This window comes from Bacillus xiapuensis (assembly GCF_002797355.1).
GTDB classification, from domain to species: domain Bacteria; phylum Bacillota; class Bacilli; order Bacillales; family Domibacillaceae; genus Bacillus_CE; species Bacillus_CE xiapuensis.
This window is the reverse complement of the sequence record NZ_KZ454940.1, coordinates 575915-588361: the sequence shown is the minus strand read 5'-3', so window position 1 is coordinate 588361 and position 12447 is coordinate 575915. Positions and strand designations below refer to the sequence as shown.

The 12447-nt window shown below is 44.9% G+C and carries 13 protein-coding genes and 1 pseudogene; 3 read left to right on the top strand and 11 right to left on the bottom strand.

Annotated elements, in window-relative coordinates; all coding sequences use genetic code 11:
- Window positions 1-20: 20 nt before the first annotated feature.
- From CEF20_RS17555 to CEF20_RS14510, 9 genes and pseudogenes are all read right to left on the bottom strand, one after another.
- Window positions 21-119, bottom strand: a pseudogene (locus CEF20_RS17555) (carboxymuconolactone decarboxylase family protein); the annotation flags it as partial.
- A 229-nt stretch (window positions 120-348) separates the two neighbouring features.
- The gene (gene tatC / locus CEF20_RS14545) at window positions 349-1116 is read right to left on the bottom strand and encodes a twin-arginine translocase subunit TatC (protein WP_100332592.1); all 768 of its coding nucleotides are present in this window, start codon (window positions 1114-1116) and stop codon (window positions 349-351) included.
- Window positions 1117-1133: 17 nt separating this feature from the next.
- The gene (gene tatA / locus CEF20_RS14540) at window positions 1134-1337 is read right to left on the bottom strand and encodes a twin-arginine translocase TatA/TatE family subunit (protein ID WP_100332591.1); all 204 of its coding nucleotides are present in this window, start codon (window positions 1335-1337) and stop codon (window positions 1134-1136) included.
- 17 nt (window positions 1338-1354) lie between these two features.
- Window positions 1355-3067: a GMC family oxidoreductase gene (locus tag CEF20_RS14535; RefSeq protein ID WP_100332590.1), complete on the bottom strand. Its 1713-nt coding sequence runs from the start codon at window positions 3065-3067 to the stop codon at window positions 1355-1357.
- A gap of 14 nt (window positions 3068-3081) precedes the next feature.
- Entirely contained in the window at window positions 3082-3855 is a 774-nt protein-coding gene (locus CEF20_RS14530) for a gluconate 2-dehydrogenase subunit 3 family protein (protein WP_100332589.1), read from the bottom strand.
- A 286-nt stretch (window positions 3856-4141) separates the two neighbouring features.
- A complete protein-coding gene (locus CEF20_RS14525) occupies window positions 4142-6094 on the bottom strand; it encodes an ABC transporter permease (RefSeq protein ID WP_100332588.1) in 1953 nt (650 codons plus the stop codon).
- Window positions 6084-6845, bottom strand: a complete 762-nt coding sequence (locus CEF20_RS14520) for an ABC transporter ATP-binding protein (protein ID WP_100332587.1) — start codon at window positions 6843-6845, stop codon at window positions 6084-6086. The genes CEF20_RS14525 and CEF20_RS14520 overlap by 11 nt, the downstream gene beginning before the upstream one ends.
- A 101-nt stretch (window positions 6846-6946) precedes the next feature.
- Window positions 6947-7951 (bottom strand): sensor histidine kinase, encoded by a 1005-nt coding sequence (locus tag CEF20_RS14515; protein WP_100332586.1) that lies wholly within the window; start codon window positions 7949-7951, stop codon window positions 6947-6949.
- The gene (locus CEF20_RS14510; RefSeq protein WP_100332585.1) at window positions 7941-8639 is read right to left on the bottom strand and encodes a response regulator transcription factor; all 699 of its coding nucleotides are present in this window, start codon (window positions 8637-8639) and stop codon (window positions 7941-7943) included. The genes CEF20_RS14515 and CEF20_RS14510 overlap by 11 nt, the downstream gene beginning before the upstream one ends.
- Before the next feature lie 371 nt (window positions 8640-9010).
- Between CEF20_RS14510 and CEF20_RS14505 the strand changes: the two genes are divergently transcribed.
- The 3 genes from CEF20_RS14505 (at window position 9011) to CEF20_RS16735 (ending at window position 10742) form a co-directional block, all read left to right on the top strand.
- Window positions 9011-10300, top strand: a complete 1290-nt coding sequence (locus CEF20_RS14505) for a GGDEF domain-containing protein (protein ID WP_100332584.1) — start codon at window positions 9011-9013, stop codon at window positions 10298-10300.
- A 17-nt stretch (window positions 10301-10317) separates the two neighbouring features.
- The gene (locus tag CEF20_RS14500; protein ID WP_100332583.1) at window positions 10318-10497 is read left to right on the top strand and encodes a DUF488 family protein, N3 subclade; all 180 of its coding nucleotides are present in this window, start codon (window positions 10318-10320) and stop codon (window positions 10495-10497) included.
- A 68-nt stretch (window positions 10498-10565) separates the two neighbouring features.
- Window positions 10566-10742 (top strand): hypothetical protein, encoded by a 177-nt coding sequence (locus CEF20_RS16735; protein WP_157796303.1) that lies wholly within the window; start codon window positions 10566-10568, stop codon window positions 10740-10742.
- 98 nt (window positions 10743-10840) lie between these two features.
- Here CEF20_RS16735 and CEF20_RS14495 read toward each other — a convergent pair whose 3' ends face one another.
- Together CEF20_RS14495 and CEF20_RS14490 are read right to left on the bottom strand one after the other, a co-directional pair.
- A complete protein-coding gene (locus CEF20_RS14495; RefSeq protein ID WP_100332582.1) occupies window positions 10841-11581 on the bottom strand; it encodes an ABC transporter permease in 741 nt (246 codons plus the stop codon).
- Window positions 11565-12434, bottom strand: a complete 870-nt coding sequence (locus CEF20_RS14490) for an ABC transporter ATP-binding protein (RefSeq protein ID WP_100332581.1) — start codon at window positions 12432-12434, stop codon at window positions 11565-11567. Before CEF20_RS14490 ends, CEF20_RS14495 begins: the two co-directional genes overlap by 17 nt.
- Window positions 12435-12447: the final 13 nt, after the last annotated feature.

Below are 12447 nucleotides of genomic sequence, written 5' to 3'. Positions count from 1 at the left end.
TGGGGGGGGAAGCAGGGGGATCACGGATTCGCTTCCAGCTTCATCATTGCGCCGAAGAACTGCTGGGCAGCTGTAAAAGAAATGAACGCATAAAGTTCGCTGATTTCTTTTATATGAAAATAGGAAGATTTCATCTAAATAGGAAAGGGGAAGAATTTATTGAACAAGTGAATCCGGACACCTTGACGGCGGCTTGTTTTATCTTCTCCCAAGTGCCCGCAGCCGTTCAGGGGAGCGAATGAAAAGAGGATGTTTCGTCAGGTGAAGCTCCTGATGAAACATCCTCTTTTTTTACATCTATCCGAAAGAAGTCTCCCACTTCTAAGCGAAGCGTAGGTGGCGGGTAGTTCACGCGATGGATTGCTTGCGATGATTCTTGCGATCCGCCCATTTGATGGTTAAGCTTGATAAGATAATCCCTGCTTCATACAGCAAGATGAGCGGGATGAGCACAAGCAGTTGCGAGATAAAGTCAGGCGGAGTGATTACCGCTGAGATTATAGCCAGAACGAGCAAAGCGTATTTTCTTGCTTTTTTTAGTTTGGCTGGTGTGACTAGTTGAACAGCCGTCAAAAACATCAGCAAAAGCGGCACTTCAAATAAAATGCCCATCGGCACGGTCGTCATAATTAAAAAGTGGAAGTATTCCTTGGCTGTGACCATCATGTCGAAATTTTGTTCACCAAGGTTTATTAAAAATCCGTAGACGGTGGGAAAGGTCACATAAAAGCCAAAGACGATGCCAAGGAGAAAACTGAAAAATATCGCCGGCAGAAATAATAAGGCGGTTTTGCTCTCGCGGTCGGTCAGTGCCGGTTTAGAGAATTTCCAGAGCTGCCACGAGATAAACGGTGCAGATAAACCTAAAGCAAGCACTAGACTAATTCCGACATAGAGCCTGATCACTTCCAGAGGCCCAAGCATCACCAATTTATGGTCATGAGACAGAAGCGGAAGGATCTTATGCATGCTGATCATCATGCCGGCAAACACGATCAGCACGCAAATGACAGAAGATAAGACCGCTTTTCGCAAATCTGTTAAATGCTCGACGAGTGTCTGTTCTTTTTCCGCTTCGGTTAAGGCAAGCTCTTCTGCGGTTTCAGGTTTTTCCATCCCATTCACCTCCTGCATTACGCTTTTGGAAGCTGATCGTTTTTCGCTTTTTTGTCTTCTGCTTCGTCATCGTTCATTAGTTTGTTGGCTCCACGTTTAAATTCCGATAATGTCTGGCCAAAGGCGGAGCCGATTTCAGGCAGCTTCTTCGGCCCGAATATAATGAGCGTAATGACGAGAATGATAATGAGTCCAGGTATGCCGATATTGGCGATCCCCATACTTCTCCCTCCTTTTTTTATGCTAGAATGCCGCCTTGCTTGCTGTATTTAGCCATGCCTTCAGCGGCCCGGTAAGCTAAGGCGCCGACGGTTCCTGTCGGATTGTAGCCGCCATTATGAGGGAATGCCGATGCGCCGATGACAAAGACGTTTTCGGCATCCCACATTTGTGAATAGTTATTAACGGCTGATGAAGCAGGGTCATCCCCCATGATGACGCCTCCCGTATTGTGGGTGGTTTGGTAAGGTACGATGTTATAATTCTCGGCCGATTCATTGGTCACCACCTTATCCGCCCCCATTTCTTTCATGATATCTGTTGCTTTATCGGCGATATATTTGTATAAATTCTTGTCTTGCTCGGTAAAGTTATAGGTCATTCGTAGCAGCGGCTCACCGTAGGCATCCTTATAAGCCGGATCCAGATCTAAATAATTGTAGCGAAAGGGCATGGAGGCTCCTTGCGCGACAATGTTTAAGGTCCGTGTAAAGTAGTAGATCGACTTCTGTTTAAACTCCTTGCCCCATCTCGGCGTATCCGGCGGTACGGCATTGTTTTGAATTGGACGGGCGCCGGTCTGCGTGATCGATAAGCTGCCTCCATGAATAAAGTTGAGGTCTGAATGATCAAAATTATCGCCGTTATAGTCATCTACTGTCGCCCCTAAAGCACCGGCTCCCATGAAAGTATTGAAGCGCTCTTTTTCAAAATAGCCTGCCGCTCCCGGAAGAATCTGATAGCAGTAATTTTTGCCGATGATGCCGGTTCCGTCTTTCGGATTGTAGGGCTTGCCGAGCTTGGAAGTAAGCAGAAGCTTGTTGTTATTCATTACGTAGCTCGTTAAGGCAATCATTTCAGCCGGCTGTACGAACTGTTCGCCTGTTAATACGTCCACATATAAAACGCCGGTTGCTTTCTTGCCGTCATGCAGGATGCGGGTGACATTGGAATAGGGGCGCAGCTCGTAATTTCCCGTTTTCTTCGCTGTTGGAATGACGGTGATGTTCGGGCTCGTTTTGGCCCCGTACTCACAGCCGAAGCGTTCGCAAAATCCGCAGTACTGACAAGCGTTGATTTGCTCGCCGTCGGGGTTTTTATAGTTTTTGCTCAGGTTTGCGGACGGCATATGATAAGGATGCAGGTTAAGCTTTTTCGCCGCCTCTTTATATTTCTTCGTGATCACTGTCTCTTTCATCGGCGGTGTTGGATAAGGGTTGGAGCGTTTGCCCCCAAGCGGATTTTCTTCTCCGCTGACGCCGATGGTTTTTTCAAATTTATCAAAATAGGGTTCCAGCTCATCGTATGTAATGCCCCAGTCCTGAATCGAGTAGTCAGGGCCCAGCTTGTTCTTTCCGTATTTCTCTTCCGTCATGGATTTAATTTCAAAATCATAGGGAAGAAAACGGAAATTCTGGCCGTTCCAGTGAACGCCGGCACCGCCGACTCCTTCACCGAGCAGAAACGATCCCATATTTCTCATCGGCAAAGCGCGCTCAGAAGGTTTATTGCGAAAGGTGATCGTTTCCTTGGATACATCCTGCATTAATTCGTATCGAATACCGTAGCGATATTCATCGTGAATCATTAAAAAGTCTTCGGTTGAGCGGTCTTTTCCGCGTTCCAGCCCTACGACCTTCAGCCCTTGCTTGGCGAGCTCTGCGGCTACAATGCCGCCTGTCCAGCCAACGCCAATCGTGACGGCATCTACTTTAGGCAGTGTCTTTGCCATATATATCCTCCCCTTTATTTATGAAATGCATGCAAGCTTTGCGGTTCGATTTTTTTAAAGTCCTTTGCCTCAATTTGGGCGAGGTAGCTTGCCTGATGCCCTGGATAGTCTTTCATTTTCCAGCCAGCCATATTGGCGTTTCCTCCGTATAGCGGATCAGCATAGGCGCCTTCCAGCACCGCTGAGCGAAGCAAGCTGAAGAAGGTTGAAGATGTAACACCGCGCATTTTGACTTTGCCTTCTTCGAACTGAGTAAGAATCTCATCCTGCTGCTCACCCGTTAAATCATGGAAGTTCTTTTTGTATTTCTTTTGGCTTAATTCCTTCATTTTGCGGATGCCTTCGTCGAAAATTTGATTGCGCTTTAATGGAGACTGGTATCCTTGTGTTTCCGCTCCCGGAAAAAAAGGACCCCGCATGTATTCTCTTGTGTTGTTTCCATAGTTTCCGGCCAATTGATGGTCGATAAAGTAGGGAACGCCCAGCCCGACCGCTCCCGGACCTAAATCGTCCTCCGGGAAAATCCGTTCAGTGGCGGCACTCAGCACCTCGAAATCTTCGCGGTTTGTGAAATACATCAGAGCCCGGTTATTTGCTTGTCCGTTGCCGGTTTGATTATGGCCTGTTTGCTGATCCGTTTTTGTTTGTTCCTGCTCATCTAAATTGACGCCAATGAGTGTTCCCAGCAAGCCCCCGCCAATAGCAGCACCGCCTGCCAGCAAACTGGAATTGCGTATAAAGCGTCTTCTTGTCATCGTCTTTTTTTCTTCTTTTTCCGCCATGGTCATCCTCCTTATCAGACAACATCGTGATCTTGCTATTCCATCTTTACCACTTTTTATCGGGAGTAAACAGGAGAAAACGGAAAAAATTCCCGGCAAAGAGGGAGGTTGCTGAAAAAGTCTCCTTCCTAATAAAAAGGGGTTCATCACCTGCTGCAGCTAGGTGATAAACCCCTTGGTTCCTAAATGTGTCCAAAGCCATCCTTTTTTTAGCCTTTAAAAGGGAAAGAAGCGCTGTAAAGACGAAAGGGGCTGTCCAGTAAGCTTCTGGACAGCCCCTTGCTTGAACGCTTTACAGCGCTTGTTTAATCACTTTTTTGTAATAAAGGACAGACAGTGCAGCAAAGATAGAGTAAAGTGCGGTGTAGATAACCATGACGAGCATCATAGGTGTCCACAATTCAGAGCCGAATAGGAACCAGCCCGATTGAACGGCGAAGTAGCCGTGAATTAAGCCAATGATCAGCGGAATGCCGAAATTAAACAGCTGCTTTAACTGAATCCCTTTTAGTAAATCGCCTTGTGTGTAACCGATTTTTCGCAAAATGGTGTAGTTAGCTTTTTCCTCCTCACTTTCATCCATTTGTTTAAAGTAAAGAATACATCCGGAGGTTATGAGGAATGCAAGCCCTAAGAAGCCCACGATAAACATGGCAAGCCCCATCGTGCTTTTTTGCCCTTGTATATAGTCAGACTGAGCTTCAGTTATTCCATTTCCGCTAAATGGCACTTGCTTAAACAGCTTATGAGCTTTTTTCTTGTCGGCTTCATTCTTGATGTCAATACCGGTGTAGATAATAGTGTCCTTTTGAGGTTGAATCTCTGGATCGAAATCTTTCTTCAACTGCTCAAAGACAGTTGCATCAACAATCAATGTAACCCCTCCGCCGGTGAAGTGGTACGAAATGATATATTCATCACTTATGCCGATAGACTTCTGAGTCAGGATTTTTCCTGTTTTTGTTTTCAGCCCGATTTGACCGCTGTCCTTCAGTGGAAGTAATTTTCTTAATATATCGCTGTAGCCGGTGAACATCGCTTCGTTCGGCGAGAGATCCACACCATTGACCGACTGATCGCTAATAACAGCGGCTTTTGGGGAGGGCATTTCTTTCGGTAAATCCTGTTTTCCATTTTCCGATATTCCCGACATATTGACGGGAACGGCAATATTCTCAACGCGGCGCTTATGATAAGAAATCCCGTTATCATCCAGTTCCTGGGTAAATTGTGCTGCCTGTTTTTCGTTTGTAAACGAGTAATCATTCGGTACATAGTTCTTTCCTGACTTTTCCGCTGAGTAAAAGGAAATATAGCTTAAGGATAATAAGCCGATCGCCAGTGCCGATACGGTCGTGATAATCGTCAGCAACATGGAGTTTGACTTCATGCGAAACATGATGGAAGAGAGAGACAGCACTTCATTGATGTTTAAGTGACCGTCTTTCTTCTTGCGGACCAGATTACCGAGAAAGCTGACGGATCCTTTGTAAAAAAGATAGGTGCCGATGATCACCAATGCCAAAATCAAAATCATTGCCATAGCCAGACTCTTCATGGAGACGAAATCACCGCTGAATAATTTGGAAGAGATGTAGTAGCCGGCAATAATGAAAGCGATGCCGGCAATGCCAATCATCATTTCCAATAGAGAAAGCTTTTTCACCCGGCCTTCTGTTGTCGACACAACCTTAAACAGTGACAGGATGGTTTGCTTTTTAATAAATAAGTAATTCGTCAGCAGGATCAAAAGATAAATGGCTGTAAATACGATCAATGTTTGGACGAAAGCCTGCGGTGAAAAAGAAAGCTCGGCGATCTTATTAATTCCCATCAATCGGTACAGCACCATCATCACTAATTTAGACGAAGCAAAGCCGCAGAAGGTTCCCACAAATAAGGAACTGAAATAAAGCAGGAGATTCTCCAGGCTCAGCATGCGGAAGACTTGGGTTTTCGTCATGCCGATTAATTGGAATAATCCAATTTCCTTGCTGCGCCGCTTCATGAAAATTTTGTTTGCGTATAAAAGGAAAACCGAGACGATGGCAATCAGTAAAACGGAAGCGGCTCTAAGACCTGCAGCCCCTTTAATACTCGATTTTGCTTCCTCCATGCCCGGGTCGTATTGCAAAGTCACAAAGGCGAAATACAATGCCACGCTAAACACGAGTGCAAATATATAAAGGTAATAATTCTTTATATTCTTTTTGAAATTGCGCAGAATCAGCTGATTAGTGCTCATTTTGCACACCGCCTAATACAGCTTGTGTTTTCATAACATCGTTAAAGAAGAGTTGCCGGTTCTGGTCCCCTTTATTCAGCTGTGTATAGATTTGTCCGTCTTTGATAAAAACCACCCGGCTGCAGAAGCTGGCAGCGACCGGATCATGAGTGACCATAATAATGGTCGCTTTGCGTGTTCGGTTCAATTCGCTGAGCTTGTTTAATAAATCGGAGGCGGATTTTGAATCGAGTGCACCTGTCGGCTCATCCGCAAAAATAATGCTTGGCTGATGAATGAAGGCGCGCGCGGCCGAGGTTCTCTGCTTTTGGCCTCCGGAAATTTCGCTAGGGTACTTGTTTTTCAGCTCAAGAATTCCAAGATCCGCAGCGAGCGCTTGAAATCTTTGCTCCGCCTCTTTTTTAGGCGTTTTCATGATCGATAAAGGAAGCAGAATGTTTTCTTTAACCGTTAGCGTATCGAGCAAGTTATAATCTTGAAAGATAAAGCCCAGCTGATGCTTGCGAAACTCCGCTAGCTGCTTTTCCTTCATATTCGTCATTTCTTTGCCGCCGATCATAATCGTACCGCTGCTTGCTTGGTCGATGGAGGAAAGCACATTCAGCAAGGTTGTTTTCCCGGAGCCCGAAGGTCCCATAATCCCTACGAATTCTCCTTCTTCGACACTCATATCAATGCCTTTCAACACTTCTTGTTTATTGAATTTATTTCCATAGCTTTTATGAAGTTTTGTCGCTTGCAGTATGGTCATAATTACACGCTCCTTTGATTAGTTCTTCTTCATTATAAAAGGCTCTTCAACGCTTTTCCTGCGATTGGCCTAACAAAAAAGAAAAGCATGTGACATTTTTGTCACATGCTTGTGAGTTCCACAAAGTCATTCTGTTTCGGAAAGATGAGTGTGAAGGTCGTGCCTTTTCCCAGTTCAGATTGCACTTCAATCCGGATATGCAGCGGCTGAGCGGCTTTTTTTGTTAGGTAGAGTCCCATGCCGGTGGCGGCGCTGTCATCATGCCGAGTGGTGGAGGTAAAGCCTTTTTCAAAGATGCGCGGCAGGTCTTTCGGATCAATGCCGCGGCCGCTGTCTTGGATCATCAGCACCGTTTGGCCGTGCTGCTGGTTGCTTTTGATGCTAATATCTGACGCTTCGCTATATTTCACGGCGTTTGTCAGCAGCTGGCGGATAATGAAGGCCAGCCACTTAGCGTCGCTCAGCACGGTCGTTGACTGCAGGTCGATATCGAATCCGATTCTCTTTTGGATGCACCAGGGCTGCAAGCTTTTAATTTCTCCAAAAAGGAGGCTTTCCAAATCGGTCTGTTCAATATACAGATCATTTGTCATAAAAAGGATGCGCTTTTGGTGCAGCTGCTGATCAAGCAGCAGGTGAATGCGCAGCCACTGTCGGATTAAATCAGCCTTTAACGCTTCATCCTGCAGGCGGTCCATCATTAAATACATCGCTGTCAGCGGAGTTTTGACCTCGTGAATCCAAGACAGCAGCTCGTCTTTTTCTTGCTCAAGTGCCAGCTCGTTAGCGGTAGCCTTCCGTTTCAAATGCTCGGTTTGCCTCAACAGGCTTTCGGAAATGAGCCGCTCTAAAGGACTGTCGGCAGCGGGAGGCATAGCGGCATCCAGGTCGCCGTTCCGTTCAGTCAACTCTTTATAGAATCGGGTCTCTTTATGATAACGGATCCATAGGAAAAATAAGAACACAAGTGACGACAAAAAGGTAAGGTACAGAACAGACGCGAAAGGAATGGAGGGATCAACCAAAGTAATGAAAAGGGTCAATAATTGGATGAAGACAAATAAAGCGATCCAGCTCCTTCTTTCAATCAAGTAGTTACGGATCATGCTGGACATCCTCTTCCACGGCGACATAGCCTTGTCCTGTTTTGGTTTTGATCAAGCATCCCAGCCCCAGCTCATCCAGCTTCTTTCTCAGGCGGTTGACGTTGACGGTGAGCGTATTGTCGCTGACAAAACGCTGATCGTCCCACAGGCTTTTGATCAATTCATCGCGGCTGATTATTTTATTTTTGTGTTCGATCAGTTTTTTTAATATCAGAATTTCGTTTTTGGTCAGTTCAACCGTGCCCGCGTCGTTGGCAACGGTGTTCCGGTCAAAATCCACAGTCGCTCCGGACCACGTTTTTAACTCAGCCAGCTCCGCATTATAATCATATGTACGCCGAAGAAGCGCTTGAATCTTGGCGATTAAGACATCAAAATGAAAGGGTTTTTGGACAAAATCGTCGGCACCCAGCTGCATCGACATCACCATATCGGTTGGATGATCGCGTGAGGATAGAAAGATAATCGGGACGTTGGAATAAGAACGAATTAAACGGCACCAATGGAAGCCATCAAATTTCGGTAATTGAATATCAATAATAACTAAATCCGGCGCAATAGCCGCAAACTCTTGAATGACTTGGCCAAAATCTTTGATGCCGTACACTTCATAAGACCATTGCTGCAGCCTTTCCTTGATTTCATGAAATAAACTGGCATCATCCTCAATCAACAGCAATTTAAACAATCGACTCACCACACAATCTTACTTATTTAATTTAAATTGTATAGGAAAACAATTCAAATTGCTATGCTCCCCTTTTTTGATCATGATATATAATAACGGGATGCAAAAGAGAAGCGCAATGCGGGAATGCTTGCGGCCAATCCCGGTTCTCAGGCTGGCGATGTTTGCCGTGACGGATGGAGTGGCGTTAGCAGTCCATCCGTTCAGCCTCTTCTCAGTTTCGTTAGGGTCTGCACGACAAGCGCTATGATGGCAGCTTTTGTTCTTCTTTGCAAGAGCGGGGGGAGGTTAGGAATCCCCGCTGTATTTGAACCAATCAGCTCATCGGTGTTTAGTTCAAAAGTTTCGGGTAAAAATACCTAAAAGGGTGAATGATTATAAAAACATATCATCAAGGAGTCTGGTACCGGGCTCTATTCAATTCATTAGTGGATGCAACGGCGATTTTGGATAAAGAGGGCGATATTGTCGATGTGAATCGGTCATGGATGACATTCTTTTCAGCCGATGAGACGATGCGGGCCGGAGCTTTCGCGGGGCATAATTTTCTTCGTTTATGTGATGAAGAAGCAAGAAACGGCATCATTCAAGTGCTGGGGGGCAAGAAGACAAGCTATATTTACGAATACGCACCCCCTTTTCAAATGGATAGCCGGCGCTTTCTTCTTCGGGCAACTCCTTTGCAGCAGGAAGACGGCGGATGTTTGGGCGCGGTTATTTCCTTTACGGATGTGACAAAACAAAAATCAGCGGAAGCCGAGCTGCAAAAGAATGAGCAGAGATACAGGATGATTGTTGAGCATTCGACCGATTTCATTTCTCTTCATTCGCTGCAAGGTGTGTACACCTATGTTTCTCCGATAGGTGCGACCTTGCTTGGGTACGAGCCGGAAGAGATGATCGGCAGGAATGCTTATGATTTTTTTCATCCGGAGGATATCCCGCATATTCGCTCCGTCCATCAGCGGATTCACTTTGAAAGCGGGATTCAAACGGTTTGCTATCGGATTCGCCATAAAGACGGCCATTACATATGGTTTGAAACGAAAACGCAAAATATATTGACGGCGGAGGATGGAGAAATTATCTGCATTTCCCGCGACATCACCCATTATCAGCAGCAGTTGCAGCGGCTGGAAGAAGAAAAACAAGCGTTAAAAAGCAAAGTGTATGTGGATGAATTAACGAAAATATATAACCGCCGCTACTTTCAGAAACGATTGCGGATAGAGGAGAGAGAGGCTATTCAATCCGGCTTGCCGCTTTCGCTGCTCCTCATTGATGTCGATTATTTCAAGCAATATAATGACACATATGGCCACCAAAAGGGAGATGACTGTTTAATCACCGTCGCTCAAACGCTGCACAAGAATGTGCGGGCTCAGGATAGCGCTTGCCGAATTGGCGGGGAAGAATTCGCCGTAATTCTTCCGTCAACAAGGAAAGAGGAAGCACTGCTGCTAGCGAATCGGCTGCGGCAGAAAGTGCAAGAGATGCAAATAGAGCATCTCGTATCACCGGTGACTTCGCATGTCACGATCAGCGTGGGGGGTTCCACATGGGATGGAAGCCTCGGCAAGGTGGATGAGCTATTTAATCAAGCCGACCAAGCTTTGTACCGTGCGAAAAGAGCAGGCAGAAATCAAGTGAGGTATGAGTAGGGAGAGAAAAGCTGCCAGTGCGTATAAAACGAGCCTATGAGAAAGCTGAGGAAGAGAATGGCATTCGAGTGCTTGCGGACCGCCTTTGGCCGCGTAAAGCAACGAAACAGACCTTAGCTATTGATGAGCGGCTAATAGATCTCGCTCCGTCCGCTTTCTTTTCACATCCAGTTTTCGTGCCATATCTTCATAGCTAACGAGTTCAATCCACAGTTTTAGCTCTTTATCGGGAGCAAACTGCGGGATAATAGGGGTATCTCTGATCGTGACTGTTTGGCAGCATATTCCCCCATTGAGCATAGCGGCATTGGTGGATTACTGGAATTTAGCAAGACTGTTAAAAATGATGTGGAATGAAATAGACAAAAGAAAGAAGGGGCCGTCCTTAAAAGTCGGTTTCCTTTATGGCATCGCTAATCGCATGTCTCGAATGTCCAGTTGATGATTCGATCCTACGATGAGAAGTATGATCGAATCATCATGGGAGAATTTTTTTGTAATGGATGATTCGATTTCCTCCTCTGGACAAGTAAACGATTTCTATACTTCGATTTTTTCGCTTTTTTTAAGGACAACTACAAACAAAACGATTAGTGCAAGGCAGCCAATAGAATATTGTAAAGGAGAGAGGGGGTTTGAACCGACCATTACTGGATAGTAATACCCAGGAAAGTTTTCAATCAACTCTAAAAGAAACTCGTTATGGATCGTCTTCTGGATATTAAATAACATGTTTGGGAAAAACAGCAACAAGGCGGTTAAGATCCCATAAACAGCACCGCTGCGAACGCCATATAAGAATAGAATGTACCCAAGTAAGAAATAGGTCATCACCAGAAGAAAGACATTCACAGAAAATCCAGCCAAGAAAGAGAGCTTTAAGTCACCAGGAACCTCAAGTGTTTTCGCAACCAGAAGCAATACGATGCCTGTCATTGTAAAAAGTAAGCTCACCGAAAGAGCGATGATGCCATTCGCGAAACAATAGTTTCTTCTATTTTGCACTGAGTTATTGATCAGAGAAATCGTTTTAGTCGAGTAGTCTCTATTGATAAAGTAAAGCGTGATAAAGTAAAGCGGCAATAGGACGGCTGCCAGCATACCCAGCATACAATAAAAATTTGATACATATTTGATGTTAAAGGGCGTGGAATTATGAAGGATAAAGTAAGTCACAATGATTGCAGGTATACAAGCACCCAACAAACCAATGACCAGATACCCTTTTTTAAGCAGCTCTTTCAGGTTGTAAGTCACATATTTGCTAATACTTAGTGTCATGCTCTTCACCTCTGAATTTGTTCATATAGACACTGCGCAGAGTTTTCTTCTCCGCAGTGAAATCAATTAGTCGGAGGCCTAGTCGATTGATCAGCTCGAAAATCTCAGCGTTTTCCGCAACTGTTTCGATTTGAATATCTTTGTCACCGGAGTGGATGATGCGCCCGACGTTTTGCTTCATAGCAAATGTGGCTAAATCAACCGAATTTTCAAAGACTAGCGTGAGCGTTCGTTGCTCATTATTACTAAAGTGCTGTTCACCGGCAATCGTGCCATCTTCTATGAATAAAACACGATTGCAAACAGCTTCAATGTCCTCTAGCTTATGGCTAGAAATCAAAATACCGACATTCCATTCATCAGCCATTCTTCTCAATTCCTGCAGAATTTCAAATGACGTTTCCACATCCATGCCGTTAGTGGGTTCATCTAATACAATATAGTTTGGGTTATTTAGGAGGCTGATGACGATTCCTAACTTCTGCCGCATGCCTAAAGAATATTCCTTCACCTTTTTATTCAGCACATCGAATAATTGCAGGTTCCTTAAGATCTTCTCGTATTTATTGAGTTTGAAGGTGTTTCCGTAAATTCCTGAAAAATATGTTAAGTGGTATAATCCCGTCTTATTACTGAATAGCTTTGGTTCCTCGATCAAGTAGCCTACCTGATGATTGTCTGCAACTGTTCCATCATAGGTTTGAATGATTTGCGTTATAATCTTCATCAAAGTACTCTTGCCAGCGCCGTTTCTTCCAATTAGACCAACGATTTCTCCTTGGCTGAATTCTAAAGAGAGATCTTTCAAAACGATTGACTGTCCATATCGCTTAGTTAGCTTATTTATCAGCATTGTCTATTCCTCC

Coding starts and splice junctions, on each gene's coding strand:
- tatC (WP_100332592.1), bottom strand. CDS start 1,116: ATGGAAAAACCTGAAACCGCAGAAGAGCTTGCCTTAACCGAAGCGGAA.
- tatA (WP_100332591.1), bottom strand. CDS start 1,337: ATGGGGATCGCCAATATCGGCATACCTGGACTCATTATCATTCTCGTC.
- CEF20_RS14535 (WP_100332590.1), bottom strand. CDS start 3,067: ATGGCAAAGACACTGCCTAAAGTAGATGCCGTCACGATTGGCGTTGGC.
- CEF20_RS14530 (WP_100332589.1), bottom strand. CDS start 3,855: ATGACCATGGCGGAAAAAGAAGAAAAAAAGACGATGACAAGAAGACGC.
- CEF20_RS14525 (WP_100332588.1), bottom strand. CDS start 6,094: ATGAGCACTAATCAGCTGATTCTGCGCAATTTCAAAAAGAATATAAAG.
- CEF20_RS14520 (WP_100332587.1), bottom strand. CDS start 6,845: ATGACCATACTGCAAGCGACAAAACTTCATAAAAGCTATGGAAATAAA.
- CEF20_RS14515 (WP_100332586.1), bottom strand. CDS start 7,951: ATGATCCGTAACTACTTGATTGAAAGAAGGAGCTGGATCGCTTTATTT.
- CEF20_RS14505 (WP_100332584.1), top strand. CDS start 9,011: ATGATTATAAAAACATATCATCAAGGAGTCTGGTACCGGGCTCTATTC.
- CEF20_RS14495 (WP_100332582.1), bottom strand. CDS start 11,581: ATGACACTAAGTATTAGCAAATATGTGACTTACAACCTGAAAGAGCTG.
- CEF20_RS14490 (WP_100332581.1), bottom strand. CDS start 12,434: ATGCTGATAAATAAGCTAACTAAGCGATATGGACAGTCAATCGTTTTG.